This window comes from Lichenifustis flavocetrariae (assembly GCF_026130545.1).
In the GTDB taxonomy this organism is placed as follows: domain Bacteria; phylum Pseudomonadota; class Alphaproteobacteria; order Rhizobiales; family Beijerinckiaceae; genus Lichenihabitans; species Lichenihabitans flavocetrariae.
Window position 1 is genome coordinate 453,105 of record NZ_JAMOIM010000001.1, and the last position, 21,342, is coordinate 474,446.

General features: G+C 63.7%; 17 protein-coding genes. 8 read left to right on the top strand and 9 right to left on the bottom strand.

What is annotated here, in order from left to right:
* Positions 1 to 17: 17 nt before the first annotated feature.
* A complete protein-coding gene (locus tag M8523_RS02070) occupies positions 18 to 1,391 on the bottom strand; it encodes an ActS/PrrB/RegB family redox-sensitive histidine kinase (RefSeq protein ID WP_282583417.1) in 1,374 nt (457 codons plus the stop codon).
* Positions 1,392 to 1,447: 56 nt separating this feature from the next.
* Between M8523_RS02070 and M8523_RS02075 the strand changes: the two genes are divergently transcribed.
* The 4 genes from M8523_RS02075 to M8523_RS02090 all read left to right on the top strand — a co-directional run bounded on the left by M8523_RS02075 (position 1,448) and on the right by M8523_RS02090 (position 5,414).
* Entirely contained in the window at positions 1,448 to 2,239 is a 792-nt protein-coding gene (locus M8523_RS02075; RefSeq protein ID WP_282583151.1) for an ABC transporter ATP-binding protein, read from the top strand.
* Positions 2,236 to 3,063: an ABC transporter permease gene (locus M8523_RS02080; RefSeq protein ID WP_282583152.1), complete on the top strand. Its 828-nt coding sequence runs from the start codon at positions 2,236 to 2,238 to the stop codon at positions 3,061 to 3,063. Before M8523_RS02075 ends, M8523_RS02080 begins: the two co-directional genes overlap by 4 nt.
* A gap of 164 nt (positions 3,064 to 3,227) precedes the next feature.
* Positions 3,228 to 4,499: a polyhydroxyalkanoate depolymerase gene (locus M8523_RS02085; protein WP_282583418.1), complete on the top strand. Its 1,272-nt coding sequence runs from the start codon at positions 3,228 to 3,230 to the stop codon at positions 4,497 to 4,499.
* A 141-nt stretch (positions 4,500 to 4,640) separates the two neighbouring features.
* The gene (locus M8523_RS02090) at positions 4,641 to 5,414 is read left to right on the top strand and encodes a M48 family metallopeptidase (RefSeq protein WP_282583153.1); all 774 of its coding nucleotides are present in this window, start codon (positions 4,641 to 4,643) and stop codon (positions 5,412 to 5,414) included.
* 3 nt (positions 5,415 to 5,417) lie between these two features.
* On the opposite strand, the gene trmB is transcribed toward M8523_RS02090, so the two are convergent.
* The 7 genes from trmB to miaB all read right to left on the bottom strand — a co-directional run bounded on the left by trmB (position 5,418) and on the right by miaB (position 13,258).
* A complete protein-coding gene (trmB, locus tag M8523_RS02095; protein ID WP_282583154.1) occupies positions 5,418 to 6,134 on the bottom strand; it encodes a tRNA (guanine(46)-N(7))-methyltransferase TrmB in 717 nt (238 codons plus the stop codon).
* 8 nt (positions 6,135 to 6,142) lie between these two features.
* On the bottom strand, positions 6,143 to 7,333 hold the full coding sequence (gene metK, locus M8523_RS02100; RefSeq protein ID WP_282583155.1) for a methionine adenosyltransferase: 1,191 nt from the start codon (positions 7,331 to 7,333) through the stop codon (positions 6,143 to 6,145).
* Positions 7,334 to 7,504: 171 nt separating this feature from the next.
* Positions 7,505 to 9,142, bottom strand: a complete 1,638-nt coding sequence (gene lnt / locus M8523_RS02105) for an apolipoprotein N-acyltransferase (protein ID WP_282583156.1) — start codon at positions 9,140 to 9,142, stop codon at positions 7,505 to 7,507.
* A gap of 118 nt (positions 9,143 to 9,260) precedes the next feature.
* On the bottom strand, positions 9,261 to 10,223 hold the full coding sequence (locus M8523_RS02110; protein WP_282583157.1) for a hemolysin family protein: 963 nt from the start codon (positions 10,221 to 10,223) through the stop codon (positions 9,261 to 9,263).
* Complete coding sequence (gene ybeY, locus M8523_RS02115; RefSeq protein ID WP_282583158.1) at positions 10,220 to 10,720, bottom strand: rRNA maturation RNase YbeY; 501 nt, start codon at positions 10,718 to 10,720, stop codon at positions 10,220 to 10,222. Before ybeY ends, M8523_RS02110 begins: the two co-directional genes overlap by 4 nt.
* Entirely contained in the window at positions 10,717 to 11,811 is a 1,095-nt protein-coding gene (locus tag M8523_RS02120; protein ID WP_428349632.1) for a PhoH family protein, read from the bottom strand. Before M8523_RS02120 ends, ybeY begins: the two co-directional genes overlap by 4 nt.
* Entirely contained in the window at positions 11,798 to 13,258 is a 1,461-nt protein-coding gene (miaB, locus tag M8523_RS02125; protein WP_282583159.1) for a tRNA (N6-isopentenyl adenosine(37)-C2)-methylthiotransferase MiaB, read from the bottom strand. The genes M8523_RS02120 and miaB overlap by 14 nt, the downstream gene beginning before the upstream one ends.
* A 338-nt stretch (positions 13,259 to 13,596) precedes the next feature.
* Here miaB and M8523_RS02130 point away from each other — a divergent pair, with 338 nt between their 5' ends.
* Positions 13,597 to 15,036, top strand: coding sequence for an ABC transporter substrate-binding protein (locus M8523_RS02130; protein ID WP_282583160.1), 1,440 nt, complete (start codon positions 13,597 to 13,599; stop codon positions 15,034 to 15,036).
* 53 nt (positions 15,037 to 15,089) lie between these two features.
* Here the strand turns inward: M8523_RS02130 and topA are convergent, their stop codons facing one another.
* Positions 15,090 to 17,723 carry a type I DNA topoisomerase gene (gene topA, locus M8523_RS02135; RefSeq protein ID WP_282583161.1) on the bottom strand — a complete coding sequence of 878 codons (2,634 nt, stop codon included), beginning with the start codon at positions 17,721 to 17,723 and terminating at the stop codon, positions 15,090 to 15,092.
* Between the two features lie 279 nt (positions 17,724 to 18,002).
* On the opposite strand from topA, the gene M8523_RS02140 reads away from it, so the two are divergent.
* From M8523_RS02140 to pyrC, 3 genes are read left to right on the top strand one after another with little or no spacing between them, the layout of a single operon-like run.
* Complete coding sequence (locus M8523_RS02140; RefSeq protein ID WP_282583162.1) at positions 18,003 to 18,968, top strand: DMT family transporter; 966 nt, start codon at positions 18,003 to 18,005, stop codon at positions 18,966 to 18,968.
* 55 nt (positions 18,969 to 19,023) lie between these two features.
* The gene (locus M8523_RS02145) at positions 19,024 to 19,977 is read left to right on the top strand and encodes an aspartate carbamoyltransferase catalytic subunit (protein WP_282583163.1); all 954 of its coding nucleotides are present in this window, start codon (positions 19,024 to 19,026) and stop codon (positions 19,975 to 19,977) included.
* A complete protein-coding gene (gene pyrC / locus M8523_RS02150; protein ID WP_282583164.1) occupies positions 19,974 to 21,299 on the top strand; it encodes a dihydroorotase in 1,326 nt (441 codons plus the stop codon). Before M8523_RS02145 ends, pyrC begins: the two co-directional genes overlap by 4 nt.
* The last annotated feature ends 43 nt before the right edge of the window (positions 21,300 to 21,342 follow it).

Consider the following 21,342-nt stretch of genomic DNA (forward strand, 5'->3'; position numbering starts at 1 on the left):
GGCCGGTTCGACCTATGTCAAAGACCTTGAAGCGATTGTAATGTCTGAAGGCGGCGTTTTGTCTGAGGCGGATTGGCGCGCTCGCCTTCGAATGAAGCGCGCGGCCATTCCACCGAGATCACGGCGCCGGTGGCTGGGGCCGCCGCATTGCCCATCTGGAGGACGGCCCCGGATCGCTCGAGGAGTGTCTTGGCGATGAAAAGCCCGAGCCCCAGCCCGGCACCTTCTTCGGATTTCGCGCGCCGCTCTTGGTTCTTCGAGCTGAGATACGGCTCGCCCAGCCGCGACAGGATGTCGGGGGAAAAGCCTGGGCCGTCGTCAACGATCGAGACCCGAACGAAATGTTCTGTCCACTCTGTGCCGATATGGACGGAGTTCTGGGCATAATCGATGGCGTTTTCGACCAGGTTGCCAAGCCCATACAGAATGCCCGGATTCCGTCCGCAAACAGGCTCGTCGCCGACTCCATTTCGGGTAACAGTCAACGAGACGCCGAAGTGACGATGAGGCCCCACGACCTCCTCGATCATGTGTGACAGCGTCATCTGCTCCAACGGCCCCGCACGCTCGTCGTTCAGAGATGCGAGCTTGCCGAGGATCACACGACACCGCCCGATCTCTTGATCGAGCAACGCCAATTCGTCGCGAAACGTCTGGGCGTCCATGGGTGCGGACGATGGTCCCGTATTTCGCATCAGTTCTTTCACCACAAGCGTAATCGTGGCGAGCGGGGTTCCAAGCTCGTGCGCGGCCGCGGCCGCAAGGCCGTCGAGCTGCGTGAGATGCTGTTCCCGCGCGAGCACCAGTTCGGTCGCGGCAAGCGCATCGGCCAATTGGCGCGCTTCTTCGGCAACCCTCGACGCATAGACGCCCGTGAAGGCTGCGCCAAGCACCACGGCCATCCAGGTTCCAAGAGCGAAGACCGGCGGCAATTCGAGCCGTTGTCCGGGGATCCAGGGCAAGGGCATATGGAATTTGACCAGAATGGTTGCGGCGACTCCCGTCAGAAGGCCCAGGATCAATGTGCGGTAAGGAGACAGCGACACCGCGGAGATCATCAGCGGAGCCAGGAACAGCATCGAAAAAGGGTTGCTCAAGCCGCCTGTGAGGTAGAGCAGAAGTGAGAGCTGCAGGATATCGAAGGCCAGGAAGACCGCGGCCGGCCGATCCTCGAATCGATGGGTCAACGGGAACTTGAAACGAAGCGCGATGTTGAGGACGCCGGAAGCGGCAACCACCACCAGGCAACAGATCATCGGAAACTCGAAGCCGAGGCCGAATGCCGTCACCAGCACCGCCATCAGTTGCCCACCGATCGCGAGCCACCGCAGACCGACCATCGTGGCCACCCGGAGGTGCCTCGGCGGTTTGTCGAAGGCGTTTTTCAGCATGGCGGGCACAAGATGATCCTCAAATCCAGGTCGACCCGCAACGCCGGGCGTCCCACATGTTGAGCACCGATGTGGGTGCCGCTCCCGCACATTCAAAGGCGATCGTTCTGTCGGACGTGACGAAGCTCTATAAGGGCAAAGCGGCCGTGTCCCACCTCTCCTTCTCGATCGCCCAAGGGTCGGTCACGGCTCTTCTTGGCGGCAATGGAGCGGGCAAGACCACGACGATCGGCATGATCATGGGGCTGATCTTGCCCACCGCCGGCACCGTTCGGGTGCTGGGCGTCGACATGGCCGTCGACCGGCATGCCGTTCTTGGACGGATGAATTTCGAGAGTCCCTACGTCGACATGCCGCACCGTTTGACCGTGCGGCAGAATTTGACGATTTTCGCGAAGCTCTACGGAGTGGCGCGAGTGAAGAACCGCGTGGCCGAACTTGCGGAGGATTTGGCTCTTGGCGACTTCCTCGATCGGCCCTCCGGCCAGCTCTCGGCCGGTCAGAAGACCCGCGTGGCGCTGGCGAAGGCGTTGATCAATGAACCCGAACTCCTGCTGCTGGACGAACCAACGGCATCGCTCGACCCCGATACGGCCGACTGGATTCGGGCGCGGCTCGAAACCTATCGGCGGCGGCTTGGGGCCACGATCCTGCTCGCCTCACACAACATGGCCGAGGTCGAACGGCTGTGTGACCGCGTGATCTTCATGAATGCGGGAAGCGTCGTTGCCGACGACACGCCTCAGGCTCTGCTGGCCCGGTTCGGGCGCGACGATCTGGAGGACGTCTTCCTGGACGTTATCCGAGGTCAGGCCGCGCGATCCGTCCCGAAGGAAAGCGTCCGATGAGCGTCATCACCGAGTTAGGCGGCAGCTTCTCGCCGGGACGCGTCGGCGCCATGGTGCTGCGGTACATCTATCTTCTTCGCTCGTCCTGGCCCCGGGTGGCCGACCTCATCTATTGGCCGACCGTGCAGATGATCACGTGGGGCTTCATCCAGACGTTCGTGTCCCACTCCAGTGCGCCGAGCGCGCCGATGGTGGCGGCCGGAAGCTTGATCGGCGCCGTGATGCTGTGGGACATCCTGTTCCGCGGACAGCTCGGCTTTTCGATGTCGTTTCTGGAGGAAATGTACTCCCGCAACATCGGCAACCTCATGATGAGCCCGCTGCGGCCCCTCGAATTCGTGGCCGCGCTGATTGCCATGAGCCTTCTGCGGCTCGCCATCGCGATCGTGCCCGTGACCGCTTTGGCGGTGCTGTTCTTCGGTTTCAACCTCTGGGGGCTCGGGCTGGCGCTCGCGGCGTTTTTCATCAATCTCATGCTGACAGGCTGGGCGGTCGGGCTGCTCGTCGCGGGACTGCTGTTGCGCAACGGTCTCGGTGCCGAAGCGCTCGCCTGGAGCCTGATGTTCATTTTGATGCCGCTGACTTGTGTCTATTACCCGGTGTCGGTCCTCCCATCGTGGCTCCAACCCGTGGCTCTCCTGCTACCCCCGACCTATGTATTCGAAGGACTCCGGGCCCTTCTGATCGAGCACAGGTTCTCGGCGGGCGATATGGCGATTGCGTTCGGCATCAATGCCGTGCTGTTTGCCGGCGGGCTGATCGCCTTCCTGATGCTGCTCGAGAGCGCCAAGCGCCTTGGATCGCTGCTGCAAACAGGTGAATGAGTTGGCCCCCCCGATGAGACCGGCAGTTCCGTCGCGATTGTTTCTACAGGACCTTAATCCTATATTTCGCTCTTCAACATGACACTGGCTGAGCGTGGCAAAAGCGGCCCTCGCGGCTGGTGGCTAGACGCGTCGCTGTGCGTTCGAAAGCTGAGCTGATGAAACTGTCGTATCAGATGTATGAGATGGCGCATCTGGCGCTTCTCCCGGCCCGTATGATGTCGGATGCGACACGCGTTTGGTTCAAGAATCCGCTGAACCCAGCTGCCTATACGCCCTTCGGGCGCAACATGGCCGCCTCTGCCGAATTGTTCGAACGGATGACGCGGCGCTATGGAAAGCCGGTTTTCGGATTCGAGACCACGGTCGTCGATGGTGTGGAAGTGACCGTCCACGAGGAATTCGTCTGGGAACGTCCTTTCTGCAAGTTGCTGCATTTCCGCCGGGACGGTCTTGAGGGTCGGCCGCCACAACCCAAGCTGTTGATCGTCGCCCCAATGTCGGGCCATTACGCCACCCTGCTGCGCGGGACAACCGAGGCGTTCCTGCCCCATTTCGATGTCTACATCACGGATTGGGCCGACGCCCGGATGGTGCCCAAAGCCGTCGAGGTGTTCGATCTCGACGATTACATCGACTACGTCATGGCGATGTGCAGGCTGCTCGGCCGCCAGGAGCCGACGACTCCGGTTCATACACTCGCGGTTTGTCAGCCCGCCGTACCGGTGCTGGCCGCGGTCGCGCGAATGGAAGCCGAGAACGATCCCCTGTCACCGGCCTCCATGACACTGATGGGCGGTCCGATCGACACGCGCCGGTCGCCGACGGCTGTCAACAAGCTGGCGGAGGACCGTGGCACCGACTGGTTCCGACAGAACTGCCTGCGTACGGTCCCGTTCCCCTATCCTGGCATGGGGCGCTCGGTCTATCCGGGATTTCTTCAGCTTTCGGGCTTCATGGCCATGAACCTCGACCGGCACGTCAACGCTCATTTCGACATGTTCAAGCACCTCGTCCAAGGCGACGGCGATTCGGCCGACAAGCACCGCGAGTTCTATGACGAGTATATGGCCGTGATGGATCTCACGGCGGAGTTCTACATGCAGACGATCGAGACCGTCTTCGTGCGCCAAGCGCTGCCGAAAGGGGAGATGACCCATCGGGGCAAGCCGGTCGATCCGACGGAGATCCGCCATGTCGGCCTGTTGACCATCGAAGGCGAGAAGGACGACATCTCGGGCCTCGGCCAGACGGAAGCCGCGCAGGACCTCTGCATCAACATCCCGGCCCACATGAAAAAGCACCATGTGCAAATGGGCGTCGGCCATTATGGCGTGTTCAACGGCTCGCGCTTTCGTGCCCATATCGTGCCGATGATCGTCGATTTCGCGCGAATGCTGGATGCGCGTCGGGTGCCAGAGCGGCTTGCGGGATAGGCTTTGGCGCGTTTCGCGGCGCCTGCGCCGGAGCTTGACGTCGGGGCGGCCAAAGCGGAAGCCTTGCCTTATGCAAGGATCGATTCCGGACCATCGTCCTAAGTTCAGGCCGCCTTTCGTTTCTCAGGGATGCCCCAACGCATGAGTGCCCGGTCGCCGACACGGCCGAAGCTGAATCCGGAGCCGCAGTTCTTCGACATTGAACACCGGGGCGTCCGTCATCGCGTCGTCGTGAAGCGCGTGGCCAACGCCCGGCGTTTCATCCTTCGAGTGCGGGTCTCCCGTGGTGACGTTGTGCTGACGATGCCGCCGCACGGATCGAACAAGGCCGCGCAGGCTTTCGCGCTCCGGCATGCCGAATGGGTGGCGGACCGTGTCGGTCACCTCCGCCGGCCTCTGCCTTTCGAGCCCGAAGTAGAGATTCCATTGCGCGGCGCGATGCTGCGGCTGGTGGCTCGGCCGGGTCTCCGACGCCGTGCGTGGGTGGAGGCGGAAGCTGCCGGATCGTCTGTGCTGTGCGTGAGTGGCCCGGCCGGTAGCTTTGCTCAAACGGTCCAAGGATTTCTGCGCGACGAGGCGCGGCGGGATCTGGCGGAAGCCGTCAGGCGCCATGCCGCTCAGGTCGGCCGGCACGTGACCGGCCTTACGTTGCGCGATACGAAATCACGCTGGGGCTCCTGCACGGCGCGGGGCAGCCTCAACTTCTCGTGGCGGCTGATCTTCGCCCCTCCGCTCGTGCTCGACTACCTCGCGGCCCACGAAGTTGCGCATCTGGTGCACATGAACCATTCCGATGCGTTCTGGGCCTTGACCCATCAACTCGCCCCCCGGAGCGACGAGGCCGAGCAATGGTTGAAGCGTCACGGCGCGTCGCTGCATCTGTACGGGGCGCCGGGCGACGGGAACACAGGTTGAGGATCAATCCGCCGATTGGCCATTCCTGACAATGCTCAGGTAAACGGGCGGACGTCCCTCGCGCAGAGCCTTGGCCTCATAGCGGGTCGACGGCCAGTCGGGCCAGGGTTGGCGCCAATCGTCCGCGGTCGTCGGCTCCCACGCGAAATGGGGCGAGCGGCGCACGCGAGCCAGGGTCCAGCCGGCATAATCGTCGATATCGGTCGCAAAGCGCAGCATCGTTCCCTGCGCCATAACGCGCGCCAGCCGATGGAGGATGTCGTCCGACACGAACCGGCGCTTGCGCTGCCGCCGTTTCGGCCAGGGATCGGGATAGAAAAGATCGACCCCGGCAAGGCTCCCGGTCGGCAGCCGGTCGATCAAAAGGCCGGCATCCCCGTTCCAGATACCGACGTTGGTCAGCGCCTTTGCGTCGGCCAATTCCAGAAACTTCGCGACGCCATTGCGGAATGGTTCGCAGCCGATGAAGCCTGCTGTTGGTCGGTGTCCGGCGTGATGCGCGAGATGCTCGCCGCCGCCGAAGCCTATTTCCAGCCGCAGTTCGGCCGCAGAGGGAAAGAGGGCGTCTCGCGTGAGATCATCGTTCGGCCCGATCGCGAGCCGGGGCAACAGTTCCCGCATCAGCACCGATTGCGTGCTGTGCAGCTTGCGACCGGTGCGGCGCCCAAAGACGCCGCCCTCGCCCGGACGCGGACGGTCCGCGCCCGCTTCCTCGGTCATTGTTCCGCTCAGGCCAAATGCGAACGCAGCTGGTCGGCCAAGTCCGTGGATTCCCAGGAGAACCCGCCGTCGCTGTCCGGCTTCCGCCCGAAATGCCCGTAGGCGGTGGTGCGGGCATAGATGGGCTTGTTGAGCTTGAGGTGCTCGCGGATGCCCCGCGGCGACAAGTCCATGGCCTCCATCAACACCGCTTCCAGCTTGCCCGCATCGACGCGACCAGTGCCATGCAGATCGGCATAGATTGACAGTGGTTTGGCGACGCCGATCGCGTAGGACAATTGGAGGGTGCAGCGGTCCGCAAGACCCGCCTCGACGACATTCTTGGCGAGATAGCGGGCCGCATAGGCGGCCGAACGGTCGACCTTGGTGGGGTCCTTGCCCGAAAACGCGCCGCCCCCGTGCGGGGCCGCCCCGCCGTAGGTGTCGACGATGATCTTGCGCCCTGTCAGGCCACAGTCGCCATCGGGTCCGCCGATGAAGAACTTGCCGGTGGGATTGATATGCCAAGCGGTCTGATTCGAGATCCATCCTTCGGGCAGCGCCTTGCGGGCATAGGGTTCGATGAGCGCCCGCATGTCTTCGGAGGTCAGGCTCTCATCGACATGCTGGTGCGACACGACGATCTGAGTCGCAGCCACCGGCTTTCCGTTCTCGTACCGGACCGTGACCTGGCTCTTGGCATCTGGTCCGAGGGCCTTCTCGGCGCCCGAGCGGCGGGCTTCAGACAGAAGCTGCAGGATGCGATGGGAATAATGGATTGGCGCGGGCATCAGGTCCGGCGTTTCCTTGCAGGCGTAGCCGAACATGATGCCCTGGTCGCCGGCGCCTTCATCCTTGTTGCCGGCGGAATCGACGCCCTGCGCGATGTCGGCCGATTGCGCGTGCAGCAGAACTTCGACCTGGGCGTTCTGCCAGTGGAAGCCGTCCTGCTCATAGCCGATGTCCTTGATGGCCTGGCGGGCCGTCTCGACGATCGTTGACGTTGCCAGCTCTGGACCCCGCACTTCACCGGCGATCACGACACGGTTGGTTGTGGCCAGCGTCTCGCACGCGACCCGGATCTGATAGGGATCGAGACCCGCTTTGGCGCCTTCGCGAAAAAACAAGTCCACGATTTCGTCGGAGATGCGATCACAGACCTTGTCGGGGTGACCCTCGGAGACCGATTCGCTGGTGAAGAGGTAGCTGGGGCGCGCCAAATCCAATGCTCCATTTCCTGATACGGCGCCGCTCCGCGACTCCGGGCACGAGCCGACGCTCGCAGAATCGAAAAAACTTGCCTGCGTTGAAGGCAGGCCGTCAAGCGGAAAACCGGAAATTCGTTCGATAAAACGAACGCTATGGTGCATTAGCCATAAAGAGCCGGGACGTCAGGCACGCCGCGCGAGTGCAAAGCACAGTGCTGCGATCACTGCCGCCGTATAGAGCAGAGGCTGAATCATCGGCCAGTGGCGGGCGAAGAGCGTCGGCGCGATGCGTTTCGGCAAAGCACCGTCGAGCACGCCTCTGGCACCGAGCGGCAGACTTGCACGGATGCGGCCATAAGGGTCGATGATCGCCGAGATTCCTGTGTTGGCGGCGCGAATCAGCGGAAGCCCTTCCTCTATGGCCCTTAGGCGTGCCATTGCGAAATGCTGGTAGGGGCCGGAAGTCTGCCCGAACCAACCGTCATTGGTGACATTGAGGATCACGCCGGCGCGTGATGCGCTCGGCCCCTCCGGGAGGACGGCCCCAGAAAAAATCGCCTCATAGCAGATGACCGGCGCGGCCGGTGGCAGGCCGGGCACATCGAGAAGGCGACGTCGCACTCCGGAATCGAAGCCCCCCGGAATATGCACAAAGTTCTTGAGCCCGATCGCGCGCAGCAGGCCGTCGAGCGGCAGATATTCGCCGAACGGGACAAGATGGACCTTGTCGTAACTGTCAAGAATGGTGCCGTCCGCTCCCAGCACCTCGACGGCATTGAAATAATGCACGCGTCCTGGATGACCGGGACCGGCATTCGGCTCAGTTTCCATGCGGGCCGCGCCCGTGACCAGCAGCGTGCCCTGCGGCAGAGCGGCCGCAATGGTGCCGAGTGCATCGGGCTCGCGGGACAGGATGAACGGGAACGGCGACTCGGGCCAGATCAGATGCGTGACGTCCTTCAAGCCGTTGGAGTCGGACGACGATCCGCCAGTCGACAATGCGAGATAGTCCGCCAAGATCTTGTCTTTGTTGACATAGGTGAAGTTCTCGTCGAGCGGCGTGTCAGGCTGCATGAGGCGCAGATGCACACCAGCCACGTCTCCCACCGGGCCAGCTGCCAAGCGGTGCAGCCCAAAGCCGCCCAAAGCCAACATCACGAAAGCCGCGAGCGCCGTTGGCGCCAGACGCCTCGTCACGCCTGAAACCGGATCGGCCAGGGTGGCGGGCGCGGCGAATACGGCGATCGCGATCAGAGTGAGCCCCTCGAGCCCGGCCCCACTCGCAGCTTGGGCGAGCGTGAGATCGCCGCCGAGTGACATACCGTAGGCATTCCAGGGAAAGCCTGTGAAGACCCAGCCGCGCAGCCACTCGCTCAGGCCGAGTCCTGCGGCAAGCGCAATGATGCGGCCGGCATTGGCCGACCAGAGCGTGCGGGCCAATGCGAAACCGAGCGCCGGAAAAGCCGCCAGGAGGGCCGGCAAGGCTACGACACCGAGAGGAAGCGCCCAGACATAGCCAGGTTCAACCAGAAAGGCCGCGCCGAGCCACCAGAAGCCTGCAACGAAATAGCCGAACCCCCACCACCAGCCTATCCCGGCTGCCGCCAGGCTCGAGCGCCAGCGGACGATCCTCCCGAGGCGTTTTCCCTCGGCGCGCGCCGATCCGTCGATCAACCAGACCGCGACGGTCATCGGCACCAACATCATTGGCACGGCGTTGACGGGTGCAAGCGCAAGTGCGCCGGCGGCTCCTGCCAGGAAGGCGACCAGCCAACGCCGCCACCCTTCCGACAAGACGATCCAATGCGCGATTTTGGCCATTCACTCGTCCCGGTCGATTCGTTTCAGCGACGAATCGTCGGACGCCGAACCCTCATCGGCCGAACCACATGCACGAACACGATGGTGACGGGAACCCTGCGACGACGGGACGTGACGCTCAGGACCCGGTCTCGAGATTCTGCACGGCGGCTGTCGCGGCTTCCGACGAGTTCGCCGCCACTTTCGGACGGATGCGGACCTGCTTGACCCGACGCGAGTCGGCATCGAGAATTTCGAACGCCAGCGGACCTTCACCCGACACGACATCGCCCACGGCGGGAACGCGACCGGCCAGCGATGTGATCAGGCCGCCGAGCGTATCGACATCCTCGGCCTCCTCGTCGGTCGCGACCGCACTTCCGACCACTTTCACGACATCCTCGATGTCGGCCCTTGCATCCGCCAGATAGGTGCCGTCGGGTTCCGAGGTGACGATCGGGCGCTCGTCCTCATCGTGTTCGTCCTCGATGTCCCCAACGATGACTTCGACGATGTCCTCGATGGTCACGAGACCGTCGGTCCCACCGAATTCGTCGATCACCAAGGCCATATGGGTGCGCGTCGTCTGCATGCGGACAAGCAGGTCGAGGGCCGGCATGGAGGGCGGAACGAACAGGACAGGGCGCATCACCCCGGCATCCTCGATGCTCCGGCTCATGTCGACCTGCACGGTCACGCTGTCGCCCGTCTCCGGCTCGGCGATCACATCCACGAAGTCGCGGATGTGGATCATGCCTTTGGGATCGTCGAGCGTGTTGCCATGCACCGGAAGCCGCGAATGCGAGGCTTCGCGAAACACCGTCAGCACCGTCTTGAGGTTCGCCTTGCAGTCGACCGCGATCATGTCGGCGCGCGGCACCATGATGTCCTCGACCCTGATTTCGTGCAGGTTCAGCACGTTGCGGAGCATCGTGCGCTCCTGCGGAGAAAACACGGCGTCCGGATCGGGCTCGTCCAGGGCGTCTTCGATGTCGTCTCGGACGTTGGCGGCGCTCAGGCCGAACAACGAGCGCATGCGCTCGAGCAAGGTCGGAGGCTCGCTCCGTTTCTCAGCACGGGCATCGGCATCACGACTGCTCATGATGTCGACGCCTCGGCTGGGTCGGTGTCGGCATAGGGGTCGGCGATCTTGAGTACGGCGAGGATGCGGGTCTCCAATGCCTCCATGGCGACAGCCTCGTGCTCCACCTCATGGTCGAAACCAACGAGATGCAGGAAGCCATGCACGACGAGATGGGTGAGATGATCGCTAAGCGTCTTGCCGTCATGCTCCGCTTCGCGGCGCACGGTTTCGAACGCAATGGCGAGATCGCCCAGCAACGGCTTTTCTTTCAACGGCAAGGGCGACGAAGCCGGAAACGACAAGACGTTGGTGGCCTTGTCGAGACCGCGCCATTGCCGGTTCAATGTCCGGACCGTTGCATCATCACAGAGCAGGACGGAAATCTCGGCCTCTTTCGCGAGGTCGAGCCCAGCCGTTCGTTGCGCCTGGTCGACGGCGCGCTGGAGGAGGCCGTCGAGGTCGCCGAGGGCCTCCCAACCGGAATCTTCCACGGCAAGATCAATGTGAAGGCTCATCGGCCCTGGCCTGCCTCCACCTGGGCACGTGTCGCCGCCTCATAGGCCGCAACGATGCGGCGCACGAGATCGTGTCGCACGACATCGCCTTCGCGGAATGTGACGTGAGCAATACCCTCGAGGCCGGACAAGAGGCGAACGGCTTCGCTCAGGCCCGACTTTTGACCCGGCGGGAGATCGGTCTGGGTCGGGTCGCCGGTAATGATCATCCGCGACCCCTCTCCGAGACGGGTCAGGAACATCTTCATCTGCATGGCGGTGGCATTTTGCGCTTCGTCGAGCAGCACGACGGCATTGGTCAGAGTGCGCCCGCGCATGAAGGCCAGGGGGGCAATTTCGATCATGCCCGTGAGCATGCCGCGCTCGACCATGCGGGCATCCATGAAATCGTAAAGCGCATCGTAGACAGGGCGAAGATAGGGGTCGACCTTGTCCTTCATGTCACCGGGCAGGAACCCGAGCCGTTCGCCCGCCTCGACGGCGGGGCGCGACAGGATGAGCCGCTCGACGAGGCCGCGTTCGAGCAGCGCCACGGCATGGCCCACCGCCAGCCAAGTCTTGCCGGTGCCGGCCGGGCCTTCGGCAAAGACAAGCTCGTGGTTCTTGAGCGCCCGCATGTAGATGTCCTGCGCGGCCGTCCGGGCCTTCACGGAACCACGCTTGCGGGTGCGGATTTCGTCGAAGGCGCTCCGCTCCGGCTCACTCTGCTTGGGGAACAGGGATCCCTGCAGCACGCCTTCTTCGATCGCGCCGTCGACGTCGCCCAAAGTGAGACTCGCGCCTCCCTTGACGCGAGCGTAAAGCGCTTCAAGGACACGCCTGGCCTGCTCGCAGGCATCGGGCGGCCCCTTGATGACCACATGATTGCCATTGGCGGTTGCCCGAACACCGAGACGGCGTTCGATCTTCGCGAGATTCTGATCGAATTGGCCGAGCACCAACGAGGTCAGCCTGTTGTCGTCGAAGGTGAGGCTCACGTCGGAGAGCGGATCGCCACCATCGCGAATCGGACCGCCGGGAAGCAGCGCTGGCGGTTGCATGTCCCTGATGCTGCGGCGGCCCGACGACGGAACGCGATCAGGTGGTCTCATATAGGCTCTCTCTTTCGAGCGTGGCCGACGGCGGGCGCGGCAGCACCCGTCCAAATAGGGAATTGGCCTCGACGGATTCAATGGCCACGTCGTGAACCGTGCCGATCAACGTCGCCGGTCCCTCAACATGGACCGGTTGCAAATAGGGGCTCTTTCCGACCAGCTGGCCGGGATGGCGACCTAGTTTCTCGAACAGCACCGGCATCGTGCGACCGACCGCTGACGCGTTGAAGCCGTGACGCTGCGACTCGACGAGGGTCTGGAGCCGGGCGAGACGGTCGCGCTTCACAGAGTCCGGGACCTGATCGGGCAGGGTGGCACCCGGTGTTCCGGCGCGGGGCGAATAGATGAAGAAGAAGGTCGACGCGAAGGTGATTTCCGCGATCAGGTCGAGCGTTGCCTGGAAGTCGGCCTCTGTTTCTCCGGGAAATCCGACGATGAAGTCGGACGAGAGCGCAATGTCGGGGCATGCTGCCCGGACGCGTGCAACGAGAGCCCGATAGTCGGCCGCGCGATGCTTGCGGTTCATGGCGGCCAGCACGCGGTCCGACCCCGATTGCACCGGCAAGTGAAGGAACGGCATCAGGCTCGGCACATCCCGGTGTGCCGCGATCAGGTCGTCGGCCATGTCGTTCGGATGACTTGTCGTGTACCGGACCCGGACCAGGTCCGGGAGGGCATCGAGCTGACGCACGAGGCGCGCGAGCGACCATGCTGCGCCGGCACCATCGACCCCGTGATAAGCGTTGACGTTCTGACCGAGCAGCGTCACCTCGCGAACACCGGACGCGACGAGCGTTTCGACCTCGGCCAGCACCTTCTCGGGCGGGCGTGACACTTCGGCGCCGCGTGTATAGGGCACGACGCAGAAGGTGCAGAACTTGTCGCACCCCTCCTGGATCGTGACGAAAGCCGAAAGGCCGCGAGAGCGGATCTTGGCGGGCGAAGGGGCGGCGATATGGTCGAGCTTGTCCTCGACCGGAAAATCCGTATCGACCGCGTGGCGGCCGTGCGCCTGCCGCAGCAATTCCGGCAGGCGATGGTAGCTCTGTGGGCCGACTACGACGTCCACGGCCTTTTGCCGCCGCACGATTTCAGCCCCTTCGGCCTGAGCGACGCAACCCGCGACCGCCAGGGTCAGCGGCCGGGCGCTCGCCGCCCTTTCGTCTTTCATCTCGCGTAGGCGACCGAGCTCGGAAAAAACCTTCTCGGTTGCCCGTTCTCGAATGTGGCAGGTGTTGAGGATCACCAGGTCGGCGCTTTCGACATCGCTCACCTCGCGATATCCTTCAGGCGCAAGAGCATCCGCCATTCGGCCCGCGTCATAGACGTTCATCTGGCAGCCGAAGGATTTGATGTACACCGTGCGGGTACCAGTCGCCTCCGGGCCAGCCTCAGCCGCGGGTTCCTGCCGTCCTCGCACCGCTTCCGCGACCTGTGTAGTCATGAACCCCGTCGTAACCTCGGCGTGCCTCGCCTGTCACTTCATAGGGTGTTTCGACGTCGTTGAGAACCGCTTCGAGGCAGCTGTTACCGGAGATTATCACGCTTCCTGAAAATCGGGCCTTTGCGTGTTGCCCGTACGGTTCTCCCGTTGAGCATGAAACCGGCGCACGGTTGCGCGGTGCTCCTGCAAAAATCTCAAAAAATGGCCAAAAGCCGCCTTCTTCACGGTCTGTTGACCGATGAACCTACGGCGCGGCTCTCTGATGGTCACTTCTGGACCGGTTGCACGTTGTAAATAGACAGGTAGGCCCAGGGATCGTTCGATTGAGGAAGGTCGCCATGTACGACAAGGAAAAAGATCTCTTCAATGCCTTCGCTGGCCGGCGCCTCAGCCGACGCGAGCTGCTCGCGGCAACCGCGAAGCTCGGTGTCGCGACATCGGCGGCCCATTCGCTTCTCGGGGCGGCCTCGACCGCAGCCATGGCGGCCGACTTCGACTGGATGAAATACAAGGGCAAAAGCCTCAAGCTTCTGCTCAGCAAGCATCCCTATTCGGATGCGATGATCGCAGATCTCGACAGTTTCAAGTCCCTGACCGGCATGGATGTCTCTTACGACCTCTTTCCGGAGGACGTGTTTTTTGACAGACTGGCGGTCGAGCTGTCGTCCAAGTCCGACCGGTACGATGCCTTCATGACCGGCGCCTATATGACGTGGACCTACGGTCCGGCAGGCTGGGTCGAAGATCTCAAGCCCTATCTCGCCGACGCCGGCAAGACGAACCCTCATTACAACTGGAACGACATACTCCCCGGCCTAAGGGCCTCGACGGCGTGGAACGGTATTGCCGGCGCGGCGCTCGGCACCGACGATGCGAAGCAATGGTGCATTCCGTGGGGCTATGAGCTGAACTCGATCAGCTACAACCGTCGAATGTACGACAAGCTGAAGATGCAGCCGCCGAACAGCATGGCCGAACTGATAGACGGCGCTGCCAAGTTTCAGAAGGACGCGGGTGGCCCCTATGGGGTCGGGGTGCGCGGCTCGCGCTCCTGGGCGACGATCCATCCGGGATTCCTCTCGGGCTACACCAACTTCGGGCAGAAGGATTTCACGGTTGCGGACGGCAAGCTGACGCCCGCCATGAACACGAGGGAATCCAAGGAGTTTCACAGGGACTGGGTCAGGATGATCCAGCAGTCTGGGCCTAGAAACTGGTCGACGTACACGTGGTATCAGGTCGGCGCGGATCTTGGCGCTGGCCTCTCAGGCTTGATCTATGACGCCGACGTCATCGGCTATTTCGCAAATGACATCGGCAACGCGGAGGCCGACAATATCGGCTACCACGCGTTCAAACCCAACCCGGCCGCCGCCGCACCGACCCCGAACGTCTGGATCTGGTCGCTGGCCATGTCGCGCTTTTCAAAGCAGAAGGATGCGGCCTGGTACTGGATGCAGTGGGCCTCCTCGCTCGAGCACGGCCTGTTCGGCGCCCGCACGAAGGATTTCATCAACCCGGTTCGCGCGACCGTCGCCGACGATTCGGAATGGCATGCCCGGATCGCCAAGCGCTATCCCGGCTACATCGAGCAACTCAACGTCTCCTCCCCTGGAGCGCAGATCTACTTCACGCCTCAGCCGCTCTTCTTCAATGTCACGACCGAATGGGCCTCCACCCTTCGGCAGATGGTGTCCATGGAGGTGCCCGTCGACGAGGGGCTCGACCGCTTGGCCCAGAACGTGGCCCAGCGGCTCAAGGACGCCGGGCTGGGTTGACGATCTTATCGTGACGGGGCCGGGGCATCGTGCCTCGTTCCCGTCTGAGCCGCTCACGACGTCTTGCGAGCTCTGGCTTTTACGGGCGCCTTTGCGGCTTTGGTTGGCGCCTTAGCTTTCGCGGCCGGCTTCGCCTTCGTGGTCGCGCGGCCCTTGGTCGGGCTGCGTCCGCTCGGTTGGGCTGCGGCCCGCGCTTCGATCAGCCGGAGCGCCTCGTCGAGCTCGATCGTCTCTGGTGCCGTGCCTTTCGGCAGCGTCGCGTTGACCTTGCCCCAGTTGACGTAGGCACCGAACCGACCGTCCCGGACCGTCACGGCGCCCCCCTCCGGGTGATCGCCGATCGTGCGCCCGGCTGGGGCCGCGCCCCGGCCGCGCCGTTCGCCCGTTCCGGTTTCCTTGCCGACGATGAGATCGATGGCTCGGTTGCCGCCGATTTCGAGAACGTCGTCGTCATTGCCGAGGTTGGCGTAGGTCTTGCCGTGCTGCACATAGGGGCCGTAGCGCCCGATGCCGGCCAGGATGGGCTCGCCCGAGGTGGGATGCTTCGCCACCTCGCGGGGCAGGGACAGCAAGGCCAAGGCTTTTTCGAGATCGATGCTCGCGGGGGTCACGCCTTTCGGCAGTGACGAACGCTTCGGCTTCTCGCCTTCGCCGAGTTGGATGTAGGTGCCGAAGCGCCCGTCCCGGACCGTGACCTCCTGGCCGCTGACGGGATCGGTTCCAAGGCTGCGCTGGCCCGGTTTTTCCCCCTCGCCGGTCCCCTCGGCGCCGGTCGCCGACAGCGTCCGGGTGTACTTGCATTCGGGGTAGTTCGAGCAGCCCACGAAGGCACCGAACTTGCCGACCTTGAGCGACAGCTGGCCGCTGTTGCAGGAGGGGCAGAGGCGCGGATCGAGCCCATCGGCCCTCGGCGGGAAAATCGCCGGGCCCAGCAGCTCGTTCAAATTGTCGAGGACCTCCGTGGTCCGCAGGTCCTTTGTACCACCGATGGCGGCCGAAAAATCGGTCCAGAAATCGCGCAGCACGGCGCGCCAGTCGATCTCGTGGTTGGAGATCCGATCGAGCTGCTCCTCGAGCCCGGCGGTGAAATCGTAGTCGACCCACTTGTTGAAGAAGGATTCGAGAAAGGCTGTGACGAGGCGCCCCTTGTCCTCCGGCACGAGCTTCTTCTTGTCGATCTTGACGTATTCGCGGTCACGCAGCACCGCGAGAGTCGCCGCATAGGTGGAAGGGCGACCGATGCCCAACTCCTCCATGCGCTTGATCAGCCCTTCCTCCGCATAGCGGGGCGGCGGCTCGGTGAAATGCTGGTCGGCGTCGATCTTCTCCTTGGCCAAGGTTTCGCCGCGCGCCATGGGGGGAAGACGGCCGTCGTCATCACCCTCTTCTTCGGTGTCCACGCCATAGAGCGTCAGAAACCCGTCGAAGCGGATCACTTGCCCGGTGGCGCGGAGATCGAGCTTGCGGCCACCCGCCTCGGCCAGGATGTCGACCGTGGTGCGCTCGAGTTCGGCCGATTCCATCTGGCTCGCCACCGTGCGTTTCCAGATCAGCTCATAGAGCTTGGCCTGGTCGGGTTCGAGGTAGCGGGCCATGTCGCGCGGCAGGCGCGAGAAGTCGGTGGGCCGGATGGCCTCGTGCGCCTCCTGGGCGTTCTTGGCCTTGGCGGTGTATTTGCGCGGAACCGAGGGGACGTAACGGTCGCCGTGCAGGTCGCCGATCACCTTGCGGACGCCGCTGATGGCCTCGGGCGCCATGTCGATGCCGTCTGTTCGCATGTAGGTGATGAGACCAACCGTCTCGCCGCCCAGCGTGATTCCTTCATAGAGTTTCTGAGCGATCTGCATGGTGCGAGCGGGCGAAAGGCCGAGCTTGCGCGAGGCATCCTGCTGCAGCGTCGAGGTGCGGAATGGTGGATAAGGATGGCGCTTGGCGGGCTTCGATTCGATCTCGGCCACGCTGAATTTGGCGGCGTCGAGCGCCGCCCGGAACGCCATGGCTTCCTGCTCGGTGCCGACATCGAGCCGCGTGATCTTCTTGCCGTCCGCGCCGGCAAGCCGCGCCGTGAAAACCGCGCCCTTGGCGGTCTTGAGCTGGGCTTCGATCGACCAATATTCGCGCGGCTTGAACAGCTCGATCTCGCGTTCCCGATCGCAGACGAGGCGCAGGGCCACGGATTGGACGCGGCCCGCCGAACGGGCGCCCGGCAATTTGCGCCACAGCACAGGTGAAAGATTGAAGCCGACGAGATAGTCGAGAGCACGCCGGGCCAGATAGGCGTCGACGAGGGCCTGGTCGACCGGGCGCGGATTGTTCATCGCGTCGCGGATGGCGGTTTTGGTGATGGCATTGAACACCACCCGCTCGACCGGCTTGTCCTTGATCAGCTTCTTGGCCTTCAGCACTTCAAGCACGTGCCAGGAAATGGCCTCGCCCTCGCGGTCCGGGTCGGTCGCCAGAATGATCTTGCTGGCCGTCTTGGCGGCGCGGCCGATTTCGGCGAGGCGCTTACCTCCTCGGTCATCCGTCTCCCAGACCATCGCGAAATCCTGGTCGGGATCGACGGACCCGTCCTTGGCCGGCAGATCGCGCACATGGCCGAATGAGGCCAGAACCTCGTAATCCTTGCCGAGATAACCATTGATGGTCTTCGCTTTCGCCGGGGACTCGACAATGACGAGGTTCATTCAGGTCCGATCCTTGGTGGCGTGCGCAATACGGTGATCCGCTCGCCAAAACGGCGCGGACCATGGTTGAGCCCCAAGGGTTAGTCAAATGGGAGCGGGAGGTGCCGACGAAAAGACCTCACAGCTGCGGTAAGTGGATCACGTTGGCGGTCATGCCGTCGATTAAGGCCTCAAATCGCCAACACGGTCTTGTTCGTATTCAGACAAGCCGACAAAGACGGGGTCTCGCAAAATGAATGCGGGTAAGCGCCACGCGTCTCGATGCGGCTCGGAGATATCATGTTGATCGGGATCTTGGCGGGGCTCGCCACCTGCGCGCTTTGGGGGCTGACCTTCGTGGCCCCGCGGGCCGTCGCCCCGTTTTCGACGTGGGACCTTCTGGTGGTGCGCTACGGGCTGTTCGGCATCACGTCGCTCCTCCTCATGCTTCACCCTCGATTGCGCCTCCCGCGCATGCCGCTCGCGCAGGCGGCGCGAGGTCTTCTCTTCGGCGGTGTGTCCGCGGTTGGCTACTTCGTGAGCGTTGCCTATGCGGTGAAGCTCGCCGGCGCCGCCATTCCGCCGCTGATCGTCGGGATTGCGCCGGTCCTGCTCGCTATCCTGGCGAACCGGCGCGATGCGTCGCTGCCATGGGGGCGTCTGGCATGGCCGCTCGGTTTCATTCTCGCAGGGCTTCTGATCGTCAACATCGACGGCATCGGGCAGGCGCCCCCGGGGCAGGGGCTGGCTTTGCTGCTCGGGATTGTGTTCTCGGGTCTCGCGCTCGCGGCCTGGGCGGGTTTCGGCTGGGTGAACGCCCGTGTGATGCAGGGACCCAATCCGCCCGACGGTCTGCACTGGACTGGACTGCAAGGTCTCGGGGCCGGATTGGGCGCCCTGCTGCTCATCCCGGCCGTTTCCGTCGAGCATTTCGAGATCGCGTCTCCCGCCGCGCGCCTCTCATTTTTGTTCTGGGTCTTGCTGATGGGCCTCGTCGGTTCCTGGATCGCGACGTGGCTTTGGGTGGTGGCGTCACGGCGGCTTCCTCTGGCGCTTCTCTCGCAATTGATCGTGGGAGAAACGGTGTTCGGCCTGACATACGGGTTCATCTTCGAACACCGCTGGCCGACGGCGCCCGAATGGATCGGCTCGCTTCTCCAACTCCTCGGCGTGGTGGTGGCGATTGCTCTGTTCACGCGGACGAAGCGCAGTACAGTGCCACTCGTTCCGGCGCCCCAATGTGCCCTCGAAATTCCGCAGTCCTGACCGCAATCTGCGCATCGCGCTTGCCCATGGGCGCCGCGACCGCTAGACGGCAGGCATGTCCGCTGCCACGCCGGTCTTTTCCCATCGTCATCTCCTCGGCATCGAGGGTCTGTCGGCGTTGGAGTTGACGGCCCTGCTCGATCTCGCCAACGAGGCCGTCGATCTCTCCCGGCAGGTCGAGAAGAAACGCTCGACCTTGCGGGGCCGGACGCAGATCAATCTTTTCTTCGAAGCGTCCACCCGCACCCAATCGTCCTTTGAGATCGCCGGCAAACGGCTCGGTGCCGACGTCATGAACATGGCGGTGGCGGCCTCTTCGATCAAAAAGGGCGAGACGCTGATCGATACGGCCGCGACGCTCAACGCCATGCATCCGGACATCATCGTGGTGCGGCACAATCAGGCCGGAGCCGTGCACCTGCTTGCCCGCAAGGTCGGCTGCTCCGTGGTCAACGCGGGTGACGGCGCGCATGAGCACCCGACCCAGGCGCTGCTCGACGCCTTGACGATTCGGCGCAACAAGGGGCGGATCGAGGGCCTTGTGGTCGTGATCTGCGGCGATATCCTTCATTCTCGTGTGGCACGCTCGAACATTCTGGCCCTGTCGGCGCTCGGCGCCCAGGTCCGGGTCTGCGGGCCGTCGACGCTGCTGCCCGCTGGGATCGAACGCATGGGCGTGACTGTCTTTCGCGACATGACGCTGGCGCTCCGCGACGCCGACATCGTCATGATGCTGCGCCTGCAGCGCGAGCGGATGAACGGCGGCTTCGTGCCGTCGACGCGCGAATATTTCCGCTTCTTCGGCCTTGATGAGGCCAAGCTGAAGCTCGCCAAACCCGACGCGCTCGTGATGCATCCCGGCCCGATGAACCGCGGCGTCGAGATCGACACCCTCGTGGCAGACGGGGCGCAATCCTTGATCCAGGAGCAGGTCGAGATGGGGGTCGCGGTCCGCATGGCGGTCCTCGAAGCTCTTGCGCGTCATCTGCCGAACAGTTCGCCGCAATGAGCGTTCACGCCCTTTCGCCAGCGCCGCTCGCGCTTGTCAACGCACGGCTGATCGATCCGGAGCAGCTCACGGAGGCGCGCGGCGGTGTGCTGGTCCGCGACGGCGTGATCATGGCGCTGGGGGCGGGGGTCTCGGCCGGAGCGCTTCCAGGGGATGTGAAGGTCGTCGATTGCCACGGCGACTGCGTTTCGCCTGGCCTCATCGATCTTCGAGCCTTCGTGGGCGAACCGGGCGCCGAGCATCGCGAGACGATCGCGACTGCGACCGCGGCGGCGGCGGCCGGTGGCATCACCACAATGCTGGCGATGCCCAACACAGATCCCCCGATCGACGACCCGGCCGTCGTCGACTTCCTGCTTCGCCGGGCACGCGACACCGGTCGAATCAAGGTCCTGTCGGCAGCGACGCTCACCCGCAAGGCGGCCGGTCACGAATTGTCCGAAGTGGGGCTTCTACAGGCGGCTGGCGCCGTGGCCTTCACGGACGGACTCCATTCGGTTGCCGACGCACGTGTGATGCGGCGCGCGCTTACTTACGCGCGAGACTTCAGCGCCCTGGTCATGCATTTCTGCGAGGATGCGTCGCTCGCCGATGGTGGCGTGATGAACGAGGGGGAGCTCGCGAGCCGCCTCGGACTCACCGGCATTCCGCGCGAAGCCGAAACGATCGTTCTCGAACGCGACCTGCGTCTCGTGGCTCTGACGGGCGCGCGCTATCACGCGGCGGTCGTCAGTTCGTCGCAGTCGCTCGCCCTGATTGCGCGGGCCAAGGCTGACGGGTTGCCGGTGACGTGCTCGACCACCATCAACCATCTGACACTCAACGAGTCGGATATCGGCGATTACCGCACGTTCCTGAAATTGTCGCCGCCCTTGCGCGGCGAGGATGAGCGTCTGTCGCTCGTCGAGGGGCTGCGCGACGGCGTGATCGACACGATCGTTTCCGATCACAATCCGCAGGATGTGGAAACAAAGCGCCTCCCCTTCGCGGAAGCTGCGCCCGGCGCCATCGGCCTCGAGACGCTGCTGTCCGCCGCGCTGCGCCTGTTTCATGCCGGACAGGTGGGCCTGCCGGATCTCATGGCCGCATTGACCTGCAAGCCGGCCTTGATTCTGGGATTGCCGCAAGGCCGGCTGGCGGTCGGCGCCCCGGCCGATCTCATTCGCTTCGATCCCGACGAACCTTTCGTGCTCGACACGAACTCGCTGCGCTCACGCTGCCGCAATACGCCCTTCGATGGCAGCCGTATGGAAGGTCGGGTGAAGTTGACTCTGGTCGACGGACGGGTGGCGTTTGAGGAGCAAGGGATTTTGCGCGGCTAGATTTTGCCTGAACGGCGAAATCAAGCAAGCCGCACTCCTCTGA

Bases quoted from the DNA above. Each gene is read 5' to 3' on its own strand.
- M8523_RS02070 (WP_282583417.1), bottom strand. From the start codon at position 1,391: ATGCTGAAAAACGCCTTCGACAAACCGCCGAGGCACCTCCGGGTGGCC.
- M8523_RS02075 (WP_282583151.1), top strand. From the start codon at position 1,448: ATGTTGAGCACCGATGTGGGTGCCGCTCCCGCACATTCAAAGGCGATC.
- M8523_RS02080 (WP_282583152.1), top strand. From the start codon at position 2,236: ATGAGCGTCATCACCGAGTTAGGCGGCAGCTTCTCGCCGGGACGCGTC.
- M8523_RS02090 (WP_282583153.1), top strand. From the start codon at position 4,641: ATGAGTGCCCGGTCGCCGACACGGCCGAAGCTGAATCCGGAGCCGCAG.
- trmB (WP_282583154.1), bottom strand. From the start codon at position 6,134: ATGACCGAGGAAGCGGGCGCGGACCGTCCGCGTCCGGGCGAGGGCGGC.
- lnt (WP_282583156.1), bottom strand. From the start codon at position 9,142: ATGGCCAAAATCGCGCATTGGATCGTCTTGTCGGAAGGGTGGCGGCGT.
- M8523_RS02110 (WP_282583157.1), bottom strand. From the start codon at position 10,223: ATGAGCAGTCGTGATGCCGATGCCCGTGCTGAGAAACGGAGCGAGCCT.
- ybeY (WP_282583158.1), bottom strand. From the start codon at position 10,720: ATGAGCCTTCACATTGATCTTGCCGTGGAAGATTCCGGTTGGGAGGCC.
- M8523_RS02120 (WP_428349632.1), bottom strand. From the start codon at position 11,811: ATGAGACCACCTGATCGCGTTCCGTCGTCGGGCCGCCGCAGCATCAGG.
- miaB (WP_282583159.1), bottom strand. From the start codon at position 13,258: ATGACTACACAGGTCGCGGAAGCGGTGCGAGGACGGCAGGAACCCGCG.
- M8523_RS02130 (WP_282583160.1), top strand. From the start codon at position 13,597: ATGTACGACAAGGAAAAAGATCTCTTCAATGCCTTCGCTGGCCGGCGC.
- topA (WP_282583161.1), bottom strand. From the start codon at position 17,723: ATGAACCTCGTCATTGTCGAGTCCCCGGCGAAAGCGAAGACCATCAAT.
- M8523_RS02140 (WP_282583162.1), top strand. From the start codon at position 18,003: ATGTTGATCGGGATCTTGGCGGGGCTCGCCACCTGCGCGCTTTGGGGG.
- M8523_RS02145 (WP_282583163.1), top strand. From the start codon at position 19,024: ATGTCCGCTGCCACGCCGGTCTTTTCCCATCGTCATCTCCTCGGCATC.
- pyrC (WP_282583164.1), top strand. From the start codon at position 19,974: ATGAGCGTTCACGCCCTTTCGCCAGCGCCGCTCGCGCTTGTCAACGCA.